The sequence below is a fragment of the Acholeplasma hippikon genome (assembly GCF_900660755.1).
GTDB classification, from domain to species: Bacteria; Bacillota_I; Bacilli_A; order Acholeplasmatales; family Acholeplasmataceae; genus Acholeplasma; species Acholeplasma hippikon.
Window position 1 is genome coordinate 902,473 of record NZ_LR215050.1, and the last position, 20,310, is coordinate 922,782.

The following is a 20,310-nucleotide window of genomic DNA, read 5'->3' on the forward strand; positions in this document are numbered from 1 at the left end:
TATAGTCAATCAATATATATTCTTAAATTCTTATATTTCTTAAAAATCAAATCACTTAAAGAAGATGCTTCCTTATAGTAATTATTTTTTCTTAAATTTTCCATTCCCTCTTCATACCAAAAATTTAATAAATCTTGTGTATCAGGAAAATCATTTTGTTTTAATATTTGTTCTCTAATAAAACTTAATTGCTCTTCTTTTTGGTTAAGAAATTTATATTTTAAATATTTGATTGCTAATTCTTCATTCTTATTTAATTTCTCATATGGATGATTAATTAACTCAAAGATATTTTCTTTATATTTAAGCTTATTCATTATTTGAAGTGATAATAAATAAAAAGCTTGATTCAATCTTTCTTTACCAATTATTAATTTATAACTGTCTTCATAACGTTGATTTAAGTAATTAATTTTTGCTTTTAAATAAGTTTTTTCATAATGTTTTAAGTAACTAGCTTCTGCTAACTCTTCTAAAAATTCATCAAGCCTCATAAATTGCATCAAATAGTTTAAATGTAAAAATTTCATCTCATTAACATCTTCATATAAACCTAAATTAACCAAGCGATTAATCACAACATCATAATGTAAAAGAATATAACCATGATCATTTGTAAAAAAACTTAATATTAGCTTTTCCTTATCAATTAATAAATTTAACTCTTTATGACTTACTTTTTCATTCATTAAAGTTAAAACATTGAAGGCATCCTTTAATCGACCTTCTTCCTTTAATAGAATAGATGTTCCATATAAATAAAGAGCTAATTCATCTTGGTCATAATTTTTAATATAGTGTGTTACTTCTTCAAATAATTGATTTGCTTCAGATAACTGATTTAAAAGGATATATCCTAAATAATTATTGAGAATTGATTGATAGTCTAGATGATTATTAAATTCGAAAAACTTCACTTTATCTTTTTCTAAGAATAAATGAATGACTTCATTAAAGTTAATATTATTTTTTTGACTTGAAAAATCAATTTTATATTTTTCTTTAAATAAATCTAAATATCTACTATTCGGTATAATCATATTATTTTCCACTTTTGATAAATAACTTACACTACAAATCCCTTCAGCACCCTCTTCTAAGGTCAAATGATGTTGTTTTCTTAAGTTTTTTAATATAGAACCTATTTCATTTCTATATAATGGTTCATGTTTTCTCATATTGATTTGATGTTTGATGCTTTTTAAATAAATATACATAAGATATCTCCTTTTTACACATTTATTATACGAATGTTGTAGGTTTCAAATCTTTAATTTTTTACTTAAAAATATGGTTATAAAAATAAAAAATGTAGAATTTCTCCTACATTTTTCCTAATATGTCGTTTTGATAGAAAGGACACATGTCTTTCATCTTACATTCACTACAATTTGGTTTTTGTGCCTTACAATGATATCTTCCAAAAAAGATAAGTTGATGATGAAGTTTCAACCATCGCTCTCTTGGAAAAATCTCATTTAATTTCATTTCAACTTGATAGACATCATCAGTTGGTAATGCTAGTCCTAAACGTTTAGAAATACGATTAATATGTGTATCAACAGCTAAAGCCGGGATATTAAAGGCGTTTGATAAAACCACATTAGTCGTTTTTCTACCAACACCAGGTAAAGCTTCCAATGCTTCACGATTATTTGGTACGATTCCTTGATGCTTAGTGACTAAAATTTTAGATAATTCAATAATATTTTTCGCTTTATTTTTATATAAACCAATTGTTTTAATCAAGTTTTCAACATCTGTTACTTCAGCTTTCGCTAAATCAAACGGTGTTGGATAGTTTTTAAATAAAGCTGGTGTCACTTTATTAACTGCAATATCTGTTGTTTGTGCTGATAAGACAACTGCAATTAATAGTTCAAAGTGATTCGTAAAATCTAATTCAGCTTTTGCATCAGGAAATAATTCCTCTAAATAATCTTGAAAAAAATTTATATCCATTGGAATCATTTGATTGCCTTAAAGATTCTATCAATAGCTTCCTCAGTCTTTTCATCTGATGGTGCTAATTGTAATTTTGTTTGATTTAAAATGCGATCTAAGAATTTAACAGAGAAACGACCTGATGTTTGGTGTTCTTCAATTTTTGAAATAATCAATTCATGTGTATGCGTGTTTTCTTCATACCACGACTTAACAATTTCTAATTCTGCTCCAGATAATACTCTACCTAAAGCATTTTCTATCATTTCAATCGCCATTGAAATCTTAGATTCATGTTTTTGTATTTCGATTTGTCTTAAATCTTCTTCATATAATTTAGAAATTAAATCAAATGTTCCACTTAAATCAAAGACTTCAACTTGTTTTTCATTTCTTGTTTCTAAGGCAAATGTAACAAAACCTTTATTTGTTAGCTTATCTACTGCTTTTTCAATATCTGTGATTGGAAGTTCAATCTTCTTTTCGATTTGTTTAATTGAAAAAACTCTTTTCTTAAGCATTTGAAATAGTGTTTTTAAAACGACTAATTCATTTGGTGAGAGTTTCAATCTTTTAGATTCTTTAGTGAGAAGGGGCTCTATTTCTAAAAAATGATCCTCATATAATTTACGTATTAAGTTAGACATCTTTAACAACCTTCATTAGTGCTTCTTTCGCAGCTTTTTGCTCGGCATCTTTTGTAGATGACCCAATACCTGACCCTAAAATAATATCCCCTTCAAGTAAAACATCCGATTTAAAGATAGGACGGTGTGATGGACCTCCTGTACGAACGGTACGGTAGGTTAAACTCTTTCTTTCTAGTTGGATAAACTCTTGTAATTGCGTTTTATAATCCTTCAATGTTTCAACCAGTGTTAAATAAGGTAACATCACTCGCTCAAACACTAAAAATGCAGTTTCAATTCCAAGATCTAGATAAATTGCTGCAAATAAAGCTTCAAAAGCATCTGCAATCATACTTTGTTTAGCTTCTTGTTCACCATTTCCAAGCTTCATATATTTTGCTAAATCTATTTTTTCAGCAAATAAAAATAACGCTTCTTCTCGTACACTTTGCGCGCGACGTTTAGTTAAATAACCTTGGTCGCGAGGGTCATGTTTATACAGATAATCGCTAATGATTATCTGTATAACTGCATCCCCTAAAAATTCTAACCTTTCATAATGATCGGTTTTATTTTCGTGTGCATAAGAAGTATGAGTTAATGCTTGAATGTATAAATCTATATTTTTAGGCGTAATACCTAATTTTTCGAATAATTCATTCATCTTTTTTCTCCTAATACCTTCTTAACCTTTCCAATTACATCTTTTTCAACCATTGTCTTTGCTTGGCGAATCGCATTAACATATGCATACGCATTTGAGGAACCGTGTGCTTTTACAACAACTTTTTCTAACCCTGCAATTAATGCACCACCAACTTCATCAGGTGATAATGATTTCTTATAATTTTTTAATGCTTTTCCTAAGAATACTTTAGCAATTATAGCTGAGAATTTAGAACGCATGATTTCTCGTTTTAAAATCTTACCTGTTGATTTAGCAGCACCTTCAACGGTTTTCATGACAATATTTGCAGTGAAACCATCTGATAATAGAATGTTCGCTTCACTTTCTAACAATTCTTTTGGCTCTAAGTTACCAAAAAAATGAATATTAGGGTGTTGTTCTAAAAGTTCATAAGTTTCAACTTCTAAATCTCTACCTTTTCCTTTTTCAGTACCAATATTAATTAAACCCACCTTAGGTTCTTTTAATCCATAAACTTCTTCTAATGTGACGGTAGCAAAGACTGCAAAGTCTACAAGTTGTTCTGGTTTCGCATCAATATTTCCACCAGCATCAAGTAACATTGTTGGTTTTCCGCTTAAGTGTGGAATCATTGGAGCAATGGCAACTCTACTCATTTCTTTCATTGGTCTAACCAAAAAGTATGATGAGAAGATTAATGCTTGTGTTGGACCAGCTGAAACGACTGCATCAGCATGACCATCTTTAACATATTGAAGCGCCATCAACATTGATGTATCTTTATCATTTCTTAATGTATCACGGCCAATATCTTTAACTCCCATGTCAAAAGCTTTTGGTGTGTGGATAACTTTTAATCTTGGATGTTCCTTTAAGAAAGGTTTCATCTTTGATTCATCACCAAAAATTGTAATTTCAATATCATTAAATTTATTAAGAGCATCCATTGTTCCTAAGCAAATTTGCTCCGGTGCATGATCTCCACCCATGCCATCAATTGCAATTCGAATCATAAAAATACCTCATCTTTCAATAAATAGATTATATCACTTAATATTTAAAATTCTCTTTTTTAAATACTGATATTTTTCAATATTTTCTGCGAAATATTTCGCATCATTTTTCATTTCAGTTAAAAGTTTTAAATCCGTGGATAAATCAATATATTTAAAATTTAATTGACCTGACTGTAAAACTCCTGAGAATTGGCCTGGCCCTCTTAATTTTAAGTCATATTCAGCAAGTAAGAATCCATCGTTTGTTTCAGTTAACATTTGAAGTCTTTCTTTATCTAAGTTTGCACTTGCTAAATAACAATTACCGCTTTTACTACCTCTACCAATTCGACCTCTTAACTGGTGCAGGCTAGATAAACCAAAGTTTTCCGCCCCCATAATAATCATTGTTGTTGCATTCTTTACATCAATGCCCACTTCGATGATTGAGGTAGATAATAAAATACCTCTTGGATTATTGATAAAGCGATTCATGATATCTTCAATTTCTTGTGGTTTTAATTTGCCATGAATTACATAAAGATTTTCATCATTAAATAAAATTTCTAATCTTGCATACACACTATGAATGGTGTGCTTCTTATTATTTTCTAAAATAGCTGGAACAACAATAAAACTTTGTTCATCACGTTTTTGTGTTTCTCTTAAAATGCTTGCAATTGCTTCAAAATCATCATCACTAATTAAATGTGTTTTGACTGGCGCTTTAATAACGGGTTTCATGCGAATGATACTCGTTTCTAAGTCACCAAATGCAGTTAATGTTAATGATCTTGGAATTGGCGTTGCGGTTAAATAAATTGTATCTTTATATACTGCTTTTCCAATAAGTTCGTCTCTTACTTCAACTCCAAATTTATGTTGTTCATCAATTATTACTAACCCTAGATTTTTAAAAATTGATTGATTACTTGCAAGTATATGTGTGCCAAAAACAATTTTTGTTTTACCGTTTTCCAAATTAATTAAAACTTCTTTTTTATTTTGAATAGTTGATGTTAATAACTCTGCACTAATATCACTGAAATACGCTTTAAAGTTTTCAAAATGTTGTCGAGCAAGAATTTCTGTTGGTGCCATAAATGCGACCTGATAACCTGCTGAAATCATGCCTATTGCTGCTAAAAATCCAACAAATGTTTTGCCACTACCTACATCACCTTGGATCAATCGATATAATGATTCATTTTTCTTATAATCTCTAAATATATCATTAACTGCTTCTTGTTGGTCTAAAGTTAATTGATACGGTAATTGTTTAATATATGATTTAACCACATTAATATCATATAAAATAGGCTCTCTTTTTGTTTTTGGAGCCAACTGATAAATATATGATAATAAATGTAAAAATGCCTCTTCACGTTTTAATCGTTCAATTGCTTTATCTAAATCTTCTTTACTTGTTGGAAAATGAAGAAGTTCTAATGCACGTTTTCTTGGAATAACGTGATATTTATGAATAATCTCTTTAGGTAAAGTTTCATAGATATCAACTAAATCTTTATCAAAAATTTCTTTAATCAGTTTTCTAACTGTTAAATCACTTACATTTTCAATTCCATAAATCGGTTTAATTTCTGGTGTGTTGTGATTAAACATAATGTCACTTACATTAATTTCTCTAGTAAATAAATTAAATTTACCACGAACAATTACTTTGGTTCCTATATTTAATTTATTTTCTAAGTAACTTCTTCCAAAAATTAATAATTTAATTGAGTGATTATCTACATTTAAAAAAGTTGATAAAAAATGAACTTTTTTCTTAATAATTTGCAGCTGTGTTTCAATATAACCAGATACTGTGACAACCTCATTATGTTTTAATTCATCAAAATGTACTTGTGCAAAATTTTCATACTTTTTTGGTAAATAAGAAACAAGGTCATATGTATTCCATATGCCTTTGTCTTTAAAGTATCGATAAAGTTTTTCTCCTACTCCATTTAGGTTAATTAACTCTACATTCATACCTTGATTATAACATATGGTATCTTTTATTTCTTACATATTCTTTTCTAAAAGAAAAGCCTTAATTTTTCAATCAAGGCTTTTTTAAAATTATGATCCTAATTCAGTGTATTTTACATTTAAATTTCTAAAATAAAGTGTAGTTAACACATCATATTCAGCATCAAATTTTACACCATTTCTATCTGTTGTAAGTGAACCTAAGAAGAAATCTAAGGCTTTATTCATTTGATCAGTGTTAAATGTGTAAGTTAATTTAATAGTTTTCCATTCAGTTGTTGCATCGATATACTTGAATGCTTCATCTCCAGAAAGACCAGCACCTTCTAAGGCTACTCTAATCTTTCTAGCGTCATCTGCTTTAAGATCAAATTCAATTTCATAAGTTCCCGCAAAGAACATAAAGTACAAGAAAATGGTATCAACTCAGAAATTTGGACTCAGCATAATCAGTTGGCCAAGTTTTTCTTCCAAGGTTAAACTATCTATGAGTTTTTTTAAATTCATATGGTTTGTCTCATCAATATGCTTGCATCTGGGTTCTTAAGTGGGTAAGCATTTTGATTACTTAAAATTCTTGTAATAAATCCTGCGATTTGTCTTCCCCACTCAAAGTGATTAATGGCAATTGTTGTAAGTTTTGGTGTAATAAAATCCGTTAGTTGAATGCCATCAAATCCAGCAAGTGCACATTGTTCCGGAATCTTTATTCCTTTTTCATTAAACGCTTTGATAACCCCTACTGCTAATTCATCATTCGCACAATAGATAAACTCAGGTATTTCATTTTTTTCAATTAGTTGAAGTGCAGTATTATATCCCGCCTCTATTGTGAAATCACCTTGTAGGTATACATGATTATTAATATTTAATTCACTTAGTGCTTGTTTGAAACCTTCGTATCTTTCAATGTTATTAAATGAATCTTCAGGACCCGAAAGATATGCTATCTTTTTATATTTTTTCTCCATTAAGACTTTTTTCATGAAATCATAGACTAATTCTTTATTTTGAATCATCGAGTGATAAATATTCTTACCATCTAAATATCTATCTAATACGACAATCGGATGATTTTCTGAAAAGTTTTTAATTTCTTGGTCTTTTAAATTCGAGTCAAAAATAATTGCTGCATCAACACTTCTTTGTCTCAAAAGAACGCTTGAGGTTGTTCCAGAGGAAACGATGATATTGTATCCATGTTTTTGAAGTTGCATATTAATCCCTTCAAGTAAATCTGAGAAGATTGGTCCTGCAAATCCATAAATGAAGACTCCAATGTTATTACTTCTTCTTGATTTTAAGTTCTTAGCATGAGCGTTTGGATAATAATTTAAACTCTCTGCAATTTGTAAAATTCTATCTCTCGTTTTTGGGTGTACATTTGGTTTCCCGTTTAATGCATAAGAAGCAGTTGAGATAGATACGCCTGCTTTTTTTGCCACATCCTTAATTGTCATATTTCCTCCATAAATATTGCTGCCTGATAAGGCTTAATCATTGTTTGTTTACTTAATTCTATTGCATCATTTGAAAGCATGAGTTTATATTTACTAAATGCTTCTAAATCTAATGTTACTTGTTTATCACTTAGATTACTGATAATTAAAAAGTTTTCCTTTTCATTTGATCTTTTATAAATAAATGTATCTTTTTCTTCTGGGTAAATCGCTTCAAAGTCTCCATCAATAAGTGCTCGATGCGTTTTTCTGAGTTTCAACATTTGTTTTAAATAGTTATACACACTATCAAAATTATTCATTTCATCTAATACATTGACTTCTACATAATTTGGATTCACCTGTAACCATGGTTCATATTGGCTAAACCCTGCATAAATTTCTTTATTCCATTGCATAGGTGTTCTTGAATTATCTCTACCCTTACTGTAAATAGTAGCCATAATTTTTTCATGTGACCATCCTTGCACAGTAGCTTCTTTATACCAATTTATGGTTTCAATATCTTTGTAGTCTGTAATATTTATAAAACGAATGCCAGTCATTCCTATTTCTTCACCTTGATAAATAAATGGTGTTCCACGTTGTAAGAGGGACATGGTAAATAATGCTTGGGCAGATTTGGTTCTCATCTTTTCACTTCCAAATCTTGAAACTTGTCTTACTTGATCATGATTAGATAGGAAAAGTGCATTCCAACCACCTTTTTTAAATATTTCATTATTCTTAATTAAAATGTTCTTCATCTCAAACATGTCAGGTTTTTTTATATGCCATTTTCCTTTCCCTTTCTCTTCATCAACTGATAGATGAGAGAAATTAAAAGTCATGCTTAAGCCCATGTTTTCTCTTGATGTTAATTCTTCTGCTCTTTCGAGCGATAAACCATTCATTTCACCAACAGTCATGATATCTCTACCTTTAAAACAGTTCTCATACATTTCATTTAAATAAGTTTCCATGTAAGGTCCGTCACCAAGTCTTATCGTATCAATATCTTTACCAATTAATTCAATGACATCCATTCTGAATCCATCAATTCCTTTATTTAACCAAGTATTTATGATATGATAAATTTCTTTTCTTAATTCTGGATTTTGCCAGTTTAAATCAGGCTGTTTTTTTGAAAATAAATGGAAATAATAATCATTTGTTTGTTCGTTATATTCCCATGCTGAACCAGAAAATATTGAATGAATTTCGGGAGTTGGTTCATCTTTCCATATATAGTAATTTCGATATTTACTTTTTCTATCTTTCCTAGCTTCTATAAACCATGGATACTCATCAGAAGTATGATTCACAACTAGATCCATAATGATTCTCATTCCCCTTTGATGAACTTCATAAATAAGTTCATCAACATCTTCCATCGTTCCAAACATCCGATTGATTGCTAAATAGTTAGAAATATCATAACCATTATCATCCATTGGAGATTCATAGATTGGACTTAACCAAATAATATCAACACCTAAATCTTTTAAATAGTTTAGTTCACTAATAATACCTTTAATATCACCAATACCATCATTATTTGTATCTTTAAAAGATAAAGGATAAATTTGATAAACTACACCTTTTTTCCACCAAGTTAAATTTTTTTCCATTGAAGCACCTCTAATCCTCTCTTTATAATTTCATGATTCATAAATGAGGCAACAACTTCACCTGATAAATAAGCGTTCGCCATTAACATTTCTAAACCATTATCAATTGTAATAAATTGTTTGGATATCCATTTTCTATCTTCAAAGTTATATGCGTCAACAAAGCCATATTTGGTCCAAACCTTAGGAATATCTTTCATATAGAATAAAGCCTTTAAAACTTCTTTAGGATTTGTAATCAATGATCCAATCATTGCGTTTGGCTGAATAGTACCATCCGTTAAATAGCTGTTGCTAATTGAAGGTACACAATGGAATACACTATAACCATTTGGTGATGAACTTGCCGTTAATCCAAAAGTTTCACGGCTAAATGTTTTAAACCTTTTATAATTTCTTAGATTCCAAGCACGATGACCTAATGTTGCATTTTTTAAGTTTTGATACCAACTAAAGCCATCTTTATTAATCCAATTTTTACCATCTAACCAGCAAAGTGGGTATTGGTATACAAACAATGTATTTCCTGGAGAATAGTAATATTTATGTCCTTGATAACTACCTAAGTTTCTTTCAAATCCTTCGTATAATTCAAGGGCAGTTTCATTACTTAGTCTTTTTGACCCTGCTGCAATAATATACATAACAATTTGTTCTGCTAGCATATGCCAATAATAAATAAAGCCTGCTTCTCCATTTGCATAATCTCCATCTTTATCGGGATTGTATGCCGTGTAAAATCTTTTTTTATCGGAACGATGATCAATAAAGAAATCCCATTCAATTCGATTTAATATCTTGTCTGCTAAATGCTTTATTTCTAAATCATCAAAGTAAGAGGATACTGCAATTACGCCTTTGATACATAGCAGTGTATCCACTGTGCTATATTCAGATTTTTTATATCTTGATGCTGTATGAATATCAACAAAATGAACAAAAAATCCTTTAAAATGAGGAACATTATACCATAAAGTTTCTAGTGTTTTTTTGACTCTTTTTACTATTTCTTTTCTTGGTAGATACCCATAAGTGTCGGCAATAATGTAGCTTGATAAGACAAAACCGGTAGAGGCAATACTTGCAACATCCGGTTTTAAATTGTGATCAAGCGTTAAGCCATATCCTTTTTCATTTTCTCTATCATTTGTTAACTTCATGAGTAGTCTAAAAGCTCGATGTTGTACCTCTTCTATTAATAATTTTTTTCTTTTTCATATCTCATACATTACCCCTACTGAAACGTTTCGACACACCGTTATTTTACCCTATTTTTTAAATTTTTCAGCCGTTTTCACAATAATATAAAAAAAGAACACTTTCACGTATTCTTCTTTTCATAGTATCTTTTATAATTTTTAATTTGTTTTAAAATAATTTCTTCGTGTGGTTCATCATCAAAGATGAAGTCATTTTTAATAATAGAATTAAATATATTTTCATATTCATCAATTGACAAATTCACTCTGTCATTAAGCATTTTTTCGTGATGTACTTTATTTAGATGATGCTTATATCCTTCTACTGTTGTCATAGAGAAGAATTCTCCAATGGCTCCAGAACCATAAGAGTACAATCCAATCTGTTCATTATCCTTCAAGTTTCCTTGTTCCAATAATGAAATAAGTGATAAATATAGGCTACCTGTATAGATATTACCAATTTGTTTATTATAAATTGTGGCATCTTTAAAGTTTTCAAAAAGATCTAATCTTTCATCAGGGTTTGTTAGAAAACTTAATGTTTTTAATCCAATCTTAACATATGGTATATGGAAGGTAACTGCCTTTAAATCATCTAATGTTTGATTAGATTTATTTAAAAAATCATTGTAGGATTCATTGAAGAACTTTTTATACATTTCATTTGAATAATGTCCTTCCACTAATGCATAGTCCATATGACTCGGTCTAAAGAAGTCATATAGATCATCACTATAGAACCCTGCATGTTGGTTAATCACTGTAATTTTAGGATCCTTTGAAACAATCATCGCAACACTACCAGCACCTTGGGTTGCTTCTCCATCTGTCTTTAAGCCATATCTAGCAATATCAGAGGCAACGACTAACACTTTTGAGTCCGGATTTTGTAAGATGTGTCCTTTGGCAAAGTTTAAAGCTGCTGTTGCTGCATAACAAGCTTGTTTCAATTCAATCACTCTGGTTTGATTTTTTAACCCTAAAATGCTAATTAAATTGGTTGCTGCTGCTTTTGAATGATCAACTGAAGTCTCAGTAGCAAACATCACTAAATCTATTTTTTCGATATCTTCATTTGTTAAAATATTTAAAGCCGCATTTGCTGCCATGGAAATCGTATCTTGATTTAATGGAGTAATTGCCATCTTTTCTTGCATAAGTCCTCTCGTGTATTTCATTGGGTCAATTTGACGAGCAACTGCAAGATCTTCTAAAGTTAAATAATACTTAGGGACAAAGAATGATATTTTGTCTATTCCAATTTTCAATTTATAATCTCCATTCTTTATTTATTGCATGAAAATTATACCATACCGAAGGTAAATTGGATATAATATCATGCTATAATACTTCTACCGAGGTGAAAGTATGAGTAATCCATTCACGCAATTTTATAAAAAGAACGTAAATGAAAGAAAAGATGTATTAAAGTCTCTTACATTATTTGATGAAGCATTAGATATCCATGCGGGAGACCATACATTTAATCACATTATAGAAAATTATATTACAACTTATGAAGTTCCACTAGGCATTGCCCCAGATTTTTTAATTGAAGGCCAAAAATACCATATTCCAATGGCTACAGAGGAACCATCTGTTATCGCTGGTGCCGCACATGCTGCTAAAATCATTGAACGTAACGGTGGATTTAAAATTGAATCTATAAGCCGTGAAATGATTGGCCAAATTATTTTTAAGAATATTAAAGACCAGGAAACATTTAAAAATACATTATTAGGTATTGAAACAAAAATTTTTGAACTCGCTAAAATAGCTCACCCTCAAATCCATGAATTAGGTGGTGGGTTAAGAAGTTATCGTGTTGAAATTAAGGAACATAATTTTGTAACACTATATGCGACGATTGATACATTAGATGCAATGGGCGCAAATACAATTAATACAATTTTAGAACGTATTGCTAAATATGTTGAATCAACTTACCAAGTTGAAACATTAATGAGTATTTTATCCAACCTAGCTGTATCTTCAGTCGTAAAGGCATCCGTTTTATTAGATCCTAAAACCTTGAAGTTCAGTGATAAAATTGCTGAATCAATCCATCAAGCTTATTTATATGCTTCAATTGACCCATACCGTGCAGCAACTCATAATAAAGGTATTATGAATGGTATTACTGCATTAATGCTAGCAACCGGTAATGATACACGTGCAATTGAATCTGGTGCACATGCATACGCATCTATTACTGGTAAATACTTACCACTCACTAAGTGGGAAGTTATTGATGGTATGATCAAAGGTACGATTGAAATCCCGCTAGCGCTTGGCACCGTGGGTGGTTCAATGGGGGTTTTACCTAAAGCGAAACTTGCAAGAAAAATTTTAAATGTTTCATCCGCAAAAGAATTAATGAAAGTAGCTGCATGTTTAGGTTTAGCTCAAAACTTCGCTGCTATTTATGCCCTTACAACTGACGGAATCAATAAAGGTCATATGAGACTTCATGCGAGAAATATTGCAATTTCTGCAGGGGCGAAAGATGATCAAATTGAAGCAGTTATTCAATATATGATTGATCGAAACACTATTACTCTTGATACAGCTAAAGCTTATTTAACAAAAAATCCTTCGTTATGAAGGATTTTATTTTTTATATTTCAAAATCAGGATATCTTTCATGAAATAACTTCTTTGCATTTAACATACTGTCTAAGTCTTCAATAATATGAAATAGCATCGCACGAGTTTCAAATTCAGTTCTTGTCTTAGGTAATTCTTCTTTACTAAATTTATCTCTTAGATTTTTTAGTTTTTCTAGTTGATAATTTGCTTTATTTTCATCACCGATATCTTGAATAAGTTCTTCAATATATTTAGCAATGATTTTTTGATATTCGTGGTAGAACTTAATCTTGGCTGCACTCTTATACATATTATTGATATAATTCACTTGATTACGTCTCATATATAAGTATGCTAAATATCTGTGATCATTTTGGAAAATGATATTTTTATCTACAATTTCAGCATCATTAATTTTCTTAGTAATCTCTTGGTTTAATAAAATGTGATGTTCAAAGAAAACTTCTTTTCCTTCTTTTTGATTTAAAAGAATACTCAACATAAATAAATAATCTTTAATTTTTTGATCAACATCTAAAATTTGTTCTTTAATTTTCTTATTCCAATCTTGTGGATATAACATACTAACTAAAAGGGCAACACCTGTACCAATTGTAATAATTAATACTTCATCAATAAAGAATGGCCAATCAAAACCTTGATAAGCATATACATGATTTGCTAAAACGATACTTGGTACTAAACCAACATCAATTTTAGTAGCATAAGAACCAAAAACGAATAAGGCAATAAATAAAACTAGAATGTGTAACTCAAAACCGAATAATAAATATAGTATAGTTGATAAAGTTAATGCAAATAAAACATCAATATATCGTTTTAATCCATTAACAAGTGAGTCTTTCTTCGTAATTGATACGGAAAGAATACCGATTACTCCTACTAGAATAAAATTTTCGATGCCTAAAAGATATGCGATTAAACCGGAAATGACCCCGACGATAACTAATTTTATTGTTGTATGAATAACTGGTTTTATCATTAGTATATTTTACTCCATAAGTATAAATCAGCTAAAACAATAGCAAGTGCATTTTCTAAGACAATACCTGCGCGTCGAACAATTGCGGTATCATGTCTTCCACCAACCTCAAATGTTTCTTTTTTATTTGTTTCAAAGTTAAATGATTCTTGTTTTTTACCAATACTTGATGTTGGCTTCACAAAGACTTTTACAACTAAGTTGTTCCCATTTGAAATGCCACCTGAAACACCACCAGAATGGTTTGTCAATGTTTTACCTGTTTCGTCTTCATAAACATCATTAAACTCTGATCCATACATTTCAACACCATCAAAACCAGTGCCGATTTCGACACCTTTTACTGCTGGTATTGTAAATAACATTTGACCAATTTTACTTTCTAATTTTTCAAACATTGGTTCACCAATGCCGATTGTCATGTTTTTAACTGTTAATTCAATTATACCACCAACAGATTCACCTTTTTCATGAATTTCTCTTAAATATTCATCTAGTTTAGACATATCTTTTAGGTTACCCACTTGAACTAACTTGTGACTAAATTCAAAAGGTAACATTTGTTTGGCGATTGCTCCAGCTACAACAAGTGGTGTTGTTAAACGTCCCGAGAATCTACCACCACCACGATAATCATGGTATCCTCTATATTTAATTGATGCTACAAAATCCGCATGCCCTGGTCTTGGCTGTTTAACCAAATGACTATAATCTTTAGAAATTACATTCTCATTTTTAATCATGACATGAATTGGAGACCCTGTTGCGTATCCGTTAAAGATACCGGATGTAACAATTAACTCATCTTTTTCAACACGCGGCGTTGTTCCAACAGCACCAGGACGACGTAACTTTAAATCATTGTTTACTAAATCCCAGTTGATCTTTAATCCGGGCATTACCCCATCAATGACAACACCAATTGCATCTTGATGTGATTCACCATAGAGCGTTACTTTAAAAAGTGTTCCGTATGTATTCATTACATAGACTCCTTAACTCACTAATGATTTCATCAGTAATTTCTAATTTTTTCTTAAACCATAATGATTCCGATTGAATTGCTTGAATAATTAACATATCCATGCCACCGATTGCAATCTTAGCTTCTTTCATCATTTTTGTTTCAACAGGATTATAGATTAAATCAATGACAATTTTATCTTTAACAAATTCGCTTTTTAATGGTGAGGCATCAACATTTGGAAACATGCCAATTGGGGTTGCGTTAATCACAACATCATATATTAACGGATCTAATTCATTATAAGTAATAATCTTATCATGCATTGTCTTATTTTGTTTATCGCGCGTAACTATTGTTACATTCGCACCTAAATCTTTACATACTTTAAGTGCAGCTTTGCTTGCACCACCCGTACCTAAGATGATTACATTTTTATCTTTTATATGAATTTTACTATGGCGTATTAAACCAATTAAACCATTATAATCAGTGTTTGCTCCAACAGCTATCTTGTTATCCAAAAAGATTGTATTAATGGCACCAATTTGCTTTGCTTCATATGTAATATCATCTAAATAAATTAAGATATCTTCTTTATATGGAATCGTTACATTTGCCCCATGTAATTCTTTCTTCTTTAGTTTTTGAATAACTTCTTCTAACTGACCACCTGTTTGCAAATCTAATATCTGATAAGTTAACTTAAGATTGTAGATTCTAGCAATTTCTTGATGTAAAAAAGGTGAAATTGAATGCCCAATGTTTTTACCAATTAAAGCGAAATTTTTCATTTTTCCATCTCCTTGGAAATATCCATAATCAACTGAAAAATGCGTTTGTAATATTCAAAGTCTTCCTCTTTGGTAAGAAGTTCTTTTTTTGACTCTAAAACGAATTTTTCTCTTTCTTTATCAAAGATTGGAAGATGGTTGATTTTCTTATATTCTCCAATTGCTTTGACAACTTTAAATCTTTTTTCTAGTATTTCTACTAACCTTTTGTCTAGTAAATCAATTTCCTTACGTAATTCAGTTATATCTTTCATTTGGTTATGCCGCCTAATCTTACAAATTCCTCAAAGAAGGTTGGATAACTCTTTGATACAACTTTCTCATCATCTAATGTGATTGGTGAATCACATCTTAATGCTGCTACTGCCATACTCATTGCGATTCTATGGTCTCCAAAGGTTTCAACCGTTACACCGCCTTTAAGTTCTTTTTGTCCATAGATTTTTGCAGTATCACCATCTACTTCTATCTTAACACCTAACTTCGTTAAATTTTTTACCATCGCATCTAAACGATCAGATTCTTTAATTCTTAAACGAGATGCGTTTGTAATTGTTGTAACACCTTCTGATAAACTACCTAGAACCATTAAAATTGGCCCTAAATCTGGTGTTTGACCGATATCAATTGTTATACCCTTTGTATCAGATTTTTCAACAACTAATTTTCCATCAACAAAATTAAGTTTACCACCCATTTGTTTTGCAAAATTAATAATTTCTTTATCTCCTTGAAGACTCTCTTCTCTTAATCCATTTAAGATTAAACCATTAGAAATTAAACCAGCTACAATAAAGAATGCTGCTCCAGAGTAATCTCCTTCAACAGAAGTTTTTAAAGGAAGATATTTTTGATTACCTTTGATATAAAAAACATTTTGTTTATATTCAATTTCAATACCAAATTGTTTTAAAACATCTAAAGTTAAATCAACATATCCTTTTGACTCTAATTCAGTTGTCACAATGATTTTACTATCTCCATTAACAAGTGGTAGTGCATATAATAATCCTGTGATAAACTGTGAACTAATATTTCCATGTAACATATAAACTCCACTTTGAAGTGGTCCTTTAACTTCTAAAGGTAATTCATTTTTTGTTCTTTGTACAAAGTAATATTTATGATGGAACATGTCTTTATATACATTTAAAGGACGTGTTGGAAGTTTTCCTTTTCCTTTAAATTCAATCACTTCATCTTGAAGCATCGCAATAGGAATTAAGAATCTTAGTGTAGATCCTGATTCATTTGCATCTATTACTTTATTAATTCTCTTTATCTTAGTTCCTATTATTTTTTCCCCGTCAATTGTTGCCCCTAATCCAATAAGTGCTTCTTTGGTTGCGACTAAATCATCTGAGTCTAGAATATTTGAAATAATGGATTCCCCTTCTGCTAATGCAGCTGCAATCACATAACGATGTGATAATGATTTAGATGAAACAATACTTATTTTCCCATTTAGTTTACTTGGTATAATTTCAAGCATCAAAAATCACTCCTTTATGTATTTCTGGCTTTTCATAATCACTCATGAAAACAAATCTTAATCCATCGCTTAACTGTTTCTTATCACTTGCAATGTATGACACAAAATCTTTCATTACAAGAAGGGGTTCTTTCACTAACTTTAATCTTAATAACAGAGCTTTAATTTCCTCATATAATTCTTTTTTTGTAATACCTCGTTTAACGCCTTCATCAAGCGCTATTAACATTCCATAGGCTACTGCAATTCCATGTTTAATTGCATAATCAAAATGACGTTCAATTGCATGACCAAATGTATGCCCAAAGTTTAAGTACATTCTTTCATTTTTTTCAAAAGGATCTTTTAAAACAATTTTTCTTTTGACTTCTATTGATTTAATAATCTCATTTATTGTTAATTTGTCATGTTTCTTTAAGTATTCTAGAATTGAATAATCCCCAATGATTCCAGCTTTTATGACTTCGGCTAATCCGTTTCTATATTCATCAACCGGTAGCGTTTGAAGTAAATTTGGATCAATTAAAACAACTTTAGGATTATTAAATAAACCTACTAAGTTTTTACCTTCTGGTAAATCAATACCTACTTTTCCTCCAATTGATGAATCTACCATTGCAAGTAAACTAGTAGGGATTTGGATGAAAGGTACGCCCCTTAAAACTGTACCTGCAACAAATCCTGCTAAATCACCAACAACACCACCACCAAAAGCAACAATCATCTGATTTCTTCTAATATGTTTTCTAATCAATTCACTGACAACTTTTTCATATATCTTCATTGATTTAGAATTTTCACCACTTGGAATAACAACAAATTCTAACTTAAAACTATGTAATGCATTTTTTAATTTTTCTTCATATACTTTAAAAAGATTATCATCAGTCACAATAAATAATTTATCGCCTGTATATACTTTTTTAATTTGATTATCAAAATCAAAAAATAAGTTTTCTTTTATTATAATTTCATAATTATCTACTTTTAGATTCATCAAAACTGATCCTCTTTTCTTTAGATTTTCTCAAGTTTGATTTTAACTGACTATAATCTTCATGTTTAATCATATTTTTTAAATTTTCTAATACACTAATAAAACGATTTGTTTCTTCGATTAACGCTTCTTTATTGTCCATAAATAATTCAGACCACATTTCTTCATTTATCTTAGCAATTCTAGTTAAATCTCTAAATGAATCTCCAGTTGCATCTTTTGTATGCACTGAATCATCAGATAACATTAAACTAACTGCCAGTAAATGTGTTAATTGTGAAGTATGTGCAATTAATTGATCGTGTTCTCTAGGATCTAAAGTAGTTATTCTACCAAATGCTAATTCTTTGGCAAGACCTTCAATTAATTTAATATCTTTCATTGTTGAGTTTTCATTCTTAACAATTAAGAAGTTTGCATCTTTAAACATTGTTAAATCTCTATTATCATATCCGTTTTTTTCACGACCCGCCATTGGGTGAGTTGAAACATAACGTATATGAGGTAAGATTGATAAAATCTCGTTAATCATGTGCACCTTTGTTCCAGATATATCTGTTATTAATTGCTTATTAAAGCGATTTTTATGTGTTCTAACAAACTCTATATTTTGTTTTGGGTATAAGCATAACATGATTAAATCAGCTTCATCGATTAAATCTAAATTGCTATCATAAATAACTTGGTCTTTGATTGCCTTTTCAATAACTTTTTGATCTTTATCAAAACCAAAAACCTGGTGACCTTTGCGCATTAGACTTTCTGCAAAAGTACTTCCCATTAAACCTAATCCAACAACAAATATTTTCATCGTTTTACTTTTTTATCTAACACAGTAGATAATTTTTCCAGTTTAGCCATCATTTCATCAAACTTTTTTGGTTTTAAACTTTGTGCGCCATCACTCAATGCTTTCTCTGGTTCATGATGAACTTCAACGATTAAACCATCTGCTCCAACAGCCATTGATGCAAGGGATAATTGTTCAATCATTTCCCATTTTCCTGCGGCATGACTAGGGTCTATAATAACTGGTAGATGAGATAGTTCTCTAACGGCTAAGACAGCAGAAATATCTAATGTATTTCTTGTATATTTTTCAAATGTTCTGATGCCACGTTCACAAAGGATTACATTTTCATTACCACTAGCAAGGATATATTCAGCACTCATTAACCATTCTTCAATTGTGTTTGATAATCCACGTTTTAATAAAACTGGTGTGTTTGTTCTACCAACAGCCTTTAATAAATCAAAGTTTTGCATGTTACGTGCACCAATTTGGATAATGTCAACATATTTTACAAACTCGTCTAAATGTTCTGTACCCATTAATTCTGTAACAATTGCCATTCCTAGTTCATCGGCAACTTTTCTCATTAATTTTAATCCCTCAATACCTAATCCTTGGAATGCATAAGGACTTGTACGTGGTTTGAAAACGCCTCCTCTTAAAATTCTAGATCCACTATCATATACTGCTTTAGCAATTATGCGTAGTTGTTCTTCAGATTCTACAGAACATGGACCAGCCATTACGACAAATTCATCTCCACCAATTTGAACACCATTTTTTAATGTGACAATTGTTGGTTCTTTCTTGAAGTGTTTACTTGCAAGTTTAAATGGGCTAGAAATTCTAGTTACATTTTCAACTCCTGCAAATACTTTAATTTGATCAATATCTAAAGATTTAACGTCTCCTAAGATACCAAATAAAACAACATCATCACTTGATGCGTCCTTAATACCAAATCCTTTTTCTTTTAGGTAGTTTTGAAGATTTGATACCTCTTTTTCTGTTACATCCTTTTTCATTTGTACAATCATTTTACTGTTCTCCTTTGTAAAAAATAAAACTCCTTAAGGTAATGTGCCCTTAAGGAGTCTAGTAATAATTGACTATGTATGGGTGACATTCCTTATTTAACTACTACAAAAAGGAATGCATTTTCTGCAAATCCTTTTACTGTCTATAATAGTAATA

The 20,310-nt window shown here is 30.3% G+C and carries 20 protein-coding genes; 1 reads left to right on the forward strand and 19 read right to left on the reverse strand.

The features are described 5' to 3' along the window. Window positions 1-5 precede the first annotated feature (5 nt). The 11 genes from EXC59_RS04365 to EXC59_RS04410 all read right to left on the reverse strand — a co-directional run bounded on the left by EXC59_RS04365 (window position 6) and on the right by EXC59_RS04410 (window position 11,752). On the reverse strand, window positions 6-1,217 hold the full coding sequence (locus tag EXC59_RS04365) for a helix-turn-helix domain-containing protein (RefSeq protein WP_162163904.1): 1,212 nt from the start codon (window positions 1,215-1,217) through the stop codon (window positions 6-8). 106 nt (window positions 1,218-1,323) lie between these two features. After that, complete coding sequence (gene nth / locus EXC59_RS04370; protein ID WP_035368503.1) at window positions 1,324-1,971, reverse strand: endonuclease III; 648 nt, start codon at window positions 1,969-1,971, stop codon at window positions 1,324-1,326. Further along, on the reverse strand, window positions 1,968-2,591 hold the full coding sequence (locus EXC59_RS04375; protein ID WP_162163905.1) for a DnaD domain protein: 624 nt from the start codon (window positions 2,589-2,591) through the stop codon (window positions 1,968-1,970). Before EXC59_RS04375 ends, nth begins: the two co-directional genes overlap by 4 nt. Further along, complete coding sequence (gene rnc, locus EXC59_RS04380) at window positions 2,584-3,237, reverse strand: ribonuclease III (protein ID WP_035368505.1); 654 nt, start codon at window positions 3,235-3,237, stop codon at window positions 2,584-2,586. Before rnc ends, EXC59_RS04375 begins: the two co-directional genes overlap by 8 nt. Further along, on the reverse strand, window positions 3,234-4,235 hold the full coding sequence (gene plsX / locus EXC59_RS07125; RefSeq protein ID WP_162163906.1) for a phosphate acyltransferase PlsX: 1,002 nt from the start codon (window positions 4,233-4,235) through the stop codon (window positions 3,234-3,236). The genes rnc and plsX overlap by 4 nt, the downstream gene beginning before the upstream one ends. Before the next feature lie 33 nt (window positions 4,236-4,268). Next, a complete protein-coding gene (locus EXC59_RS07130; protein WP_162163907.1) occupies window positions 4,269-6,212 on the reverse strand; it encodes an ATP-dependent DNA helicase RecG in 1,944 nt (647 codons plus the stop codon). Between the two features lie 90 nt (window positions 6,213-6,302). After that, window positions 6,303-6,614 (reverse strand): carbohydrate binding domain-containing protein, encoded by a 312-nt coding sequence (locus EXC59_RS04390; RefSeq protein ID WP_162163908.1) that lies wholly within the window; start codon window positions 6,612-6,614, stop codon window positions 6,303-6,305. A gap of 101 nt (window positions 6,615-6,715) precedes the next feature. After that, window positions 6,716-7,672 carry a LacI family DNA-binding transcriptional regulator gene (locus EXC59_RS04395; protein WP_162163909.1) on the reverse strand — a complete coding sequence of 319 codons (957 nt, stop codon included), beginning with the start codon at window positions 7,670-7,672 and terminating at the stop codon, window positions 6,716-6,718. Next, window positions 7,669-9,282 carry a glycoside hydrolase family 13 protein gene (locus EXC59_RS04400; RefSeq protein WP_162163910.1) on the reverse strand — a complete coding sequence of 538 codons (1,614 nt, stop codon included), beginning with the start codon at window positions 9,280-9,282 and terminating at the stop codon, window positions 7,669-7,671. Before EXC59_RS04400 ends, EXC59_RS04395 begins: the two co-directional genes overlap by 4 nt. Beyond that, window positions 9,267-10,442, reverse strand: a complete 1,176-nt coding sequence (locus EXC59_RS04405) for a glucoamylase family protein (protein ID WP_035368507.1) — start codon at window positions 10,440-10,442, stop codon at window positions 9,267-9,269. Before EXC59_RS04405 ends, EXC59_RS04400 begins: the two co-directional genes overlap by 16 nt. A 161-nt stretch (window positions 10,443-10,603) precedes the next feature. Beyond that, on the reverse strand, window positions 10,604-11,752 hold the full coding sequence (locus EXC59_RS04410; protein WP_162163911.1) for a hydroxymethylglutaryl-CoA synthase: 1,149 nt from the start codon (window positions 11,750-11,752) through the stop codon (window positions 10,604-10,606). 100 nt (window positions 11,753-11,852) lie between these two features. Here EXC59_RS04410 and EXC59_RS04415 point away from each other — a divergent pair, with 100 nt between their 5' ends. Next, complete coding sequence (locus EXC59_RS04415) at window positions 11,853-13,088, forward strand: hydroxymethylglutaryl-CoA reductase, degradative (RefSeq protein WP_162163912.1); 1,236 nt, start codon at window positions 11,853-11,855, stop codon at window positions 13,086-13,088. Between the two features lie 13 nt (window positions 13,089-13,101). Here the strand turns inward: EXC59_RS04415 and EXC59_RS04420 are convergent, their stop codons facing one another. The 8 genes from EXC59_RS04420 to aroF are packed head-to-tail and all read right to left on the reverse strand — an operon-like array spanning window position 13,102 to window position 20,153. Further along, window positions 13,102-14,076: an aromatic acid exporter family protein gene (locus tag EXC59_RS04420; protein ID WP_035368508.1), complete on the reverse strand. Its 975-nt coding sequence runs from the start codon at window positions 14,074-14,076 to the stop codon at window positions 13,102-13,104. Then, on the reverse strand, window positions 14,076-15,059 hold the full coding sequence (locus tag EXC59_RS04425; RefSeq protein WP_035368509.1) for a chorismate synthase: 984 nt from the start codon (window positions 15,057-15,059) through the stop codon (window positions 14,076-14,078). Before EXC59_RS04425 ends, EXC59_RS04420 begins: the two co-directional genes overlap by 1 nt. Further along, a complete protein-coding gene (locus tag EXC59_RS04430; RefSeq protein ID WP_035368511.1) occupies window positions 15,034-15,834 on the reverse strand; it encodes a shikimate dehydrogenase family protein in 801 nt (266 codons plus the stop codon). Before EXC59_RS04430 ends, EXC59_RS04425 begins: the two co-directional genes overlap by 26 nt. After that, window positions 15,831-16,088, reverse strand: a complete 258-nt coding sequence (locus EXC59_RS04435) for a chorismate mutase (RefSeq protein ID WP_162163913.1) — start codon at window positions 16,086-16,088, stop codon at window positions 15,831-15,833. The genes EXC59_RS04430 and EXC59_RS04435 overlap by 4 nt, the downstream gene beginning before the upstream one ends. Further along, a complete protein-coding gene (gene aroA, locus EXC59_RS04440) occupies window positions 16,085-17,326 on the reverse strand; it encodes a 3-phosphoshikimate 1-carboxyvinyltransferase (protein ID WP_162163914.1) in 1,242 nt (413 codons plus the stop codon). The genes EXC59_RS04435 and aroA overlap by 4 nt, the downstream gene beginning before the upstream one ends. After that, window positions 17,319-18,323 carry a 3-dehydroquinate synthase gene (gene aroB / locus EXC59_RS04445; RefSeq protein ID WP_162163915.1) on the reverse strand — a complete coding sequence of 335 codons (1,005 nt, stop codon included), beginning with the start codon at window positions 18,321-18,323 and terminating at the stop codon, window positions 17,319-17,321. Before aroB ends, aroA begins: the two co-directional genes overlap by 8 nt. Next, window positions 18,304-19,134 (reverse strand): prephenate dehydrogenase, encoded by an 831-nt coding sequence (locus EXC59_RS04450; RefSeq protein ID WP_035368515.1) that lies wholly within the window; start codon window positions 19,132-19,134, stop codon window positions 18,304-18,306. Before EXC59_RS04450 ends, aroB begins: the two co-directional genes overlap by 20 nt. Beyond that, window positions 19,131-20,153: a 3-deoxy-7-phosphoheptulonate synthase gene (gene aroF, locus EXC59_RS04455; protein WP_162163916.1), complete on the reverse strand. Its 1,023-nt coding sequence runs from the start codon at window positions 20,151-20,153 to the stop codon at window positions 19,131-19,133. The genes EXC59_RS04450 and aroF overlap by 4 nt, the downstream gene beginning before the upstream one ends. Window positions 20,154-20,310 lie beyond the last annotated feature (157 nt).

What these genes read in the sequence shown, in the direction of transcription:
- EXC59_RS04365 (WP_162163904.1), bottom strand. Translation starts at nt 1,217, where the DNA reads ATGTATATTTATTTAAAAAGCATCAAACATCAAATCAATATGAGAAAA.
- nth (WP_035368503.1), bottom strand. Translation starts at nt 1,971, where the DNA reads ATGATTCCAATGGATATAAATTTTTTTCAAGATTATTTAGAGGAATTA.
- EXC59_RS04375 (WP_162163905.1), bottom strand. Translation starts at nt 2,591, where the DNA reads ATGTCTAACTTAATACGTAAATTATATGAGGATCATTTTTTAGAAATA.
- rnc (WP_035368505.1), bottom strand. Translation starts at nt 3,237, where the DNA reads ATGAATGAATTATTCGAAAAATTAGGTATTACGCCTAAAAATATAGAT.
- plsX (WP_162163906.1), bottom strand. Translation starts at nt 4,235, where the DNA reads ATGATTCGAATTGCAATTGATGGCATGGGTGGAGATCATGCACCGGAG.
- EXC59_RS07130 (WP_162163907.1), bottom strand. Translation starts at nt 6,212, where the DNA reads ATGAATGTAGAGTTAATTAACCTAAATGGAGTAGGAGAAAAACTTTAT.
- EXC59_RS04390 (WP_162163908.1), bottom strand. Translation starts at nt 6,614, where the DNA reads ATGTTCTTTGCGGGAACTTATGAAATTGAATTTGATCTTAAAGCAGAT.
- EXC59_RS04395 (WP_162163909.1), bottom strand. Translation starts at nt 7,672, where the DNA reads ATGACAATTAAGGATGTGGCAAAAAAAGCAGGCGTATCTATCTCAACT.
- EXC59_RS04400 (WP_162163910.1), bottom strand. Translation starts at nt 9,282, where the DNA reads ATGGAAAAAAATTTAACTTGGTGGAAAAAAGGTGTAGTTTATCAAATT.
- EXC59_RS04405 (WP_035368507.1), bottom strand. Translation starts at nt 10,442, where the DNA reads ATGAAGTTAACAAATGATAGAGAAAATGAAAAAGGATATGGCTTAACG.
- EXC59_RS04415 (WP_162163912.1), top strand. Translation starts at nt 11,853, where the DNA reads ATGAGTAATCCATTCACGCAATTTTATAAAAAGAACGTAAATGAAAGA.
- EXC59_RS04420 (WP_035368508.1), bottom strand. Translation starts at nt 14,076, where the DNA reads ATGATAAAACCAGTTATTCATACAACAATAAAATTAGTTATCGTCGGG.
- EXC59_RS04425 (WP_035368509.1), bottom strand. Translation starts at nt 15,059, where the DNA reads ATGAATACATACGGAACACTTTTTAAAGTAACGCTCTATGGTGAATCA.
- EXC59_RS04430 (WP_035368511.1), bottom strand. Translation starts at nt 15,834, where the DNA reads ATGAAAAATTTCGCTTTAATTGGTAAAAACATTGGGCATTCAATTTCA.
- EXC59_RS04435 (WP_162163913.1), bottom strand. Translation starts at nt 16,088, where the DNA reads ATGAAAGATATAACTGAATTACGTAAGGAAATTGATTTACTAGACAAA.
- aroA (WP_162163914.1), bottom strand. Translation starts at nt 17,326, where the DNA reads ATGCTTGAAATTATACCAAGTAAACTAAATGGGAAAATAAGTATTGTT.
- aroB (WP_162163915.1), bottom strand. Translation starts at nt 18,323, where the DNA reads ATGAATCTAAAAGTAGATAATTATGAAATTATAATAAAAGAAAACTTA.
- EXC59_RS04450 (WP_035368515.1), bottom strand. Translation starts at nt 19,134, where the DNA reads ATGAAAATATTTGTTGTTGGATTAGGTTTAATGGGAAGTACTTTTGCA.
- aroF (WP_162163916.1), bottom strand. Translation starts at nt 20,153, where the DNA reads ATGATTGTACAAATGAAAAAGGATGTAACAGAAAAAGAGGTATCAAAT.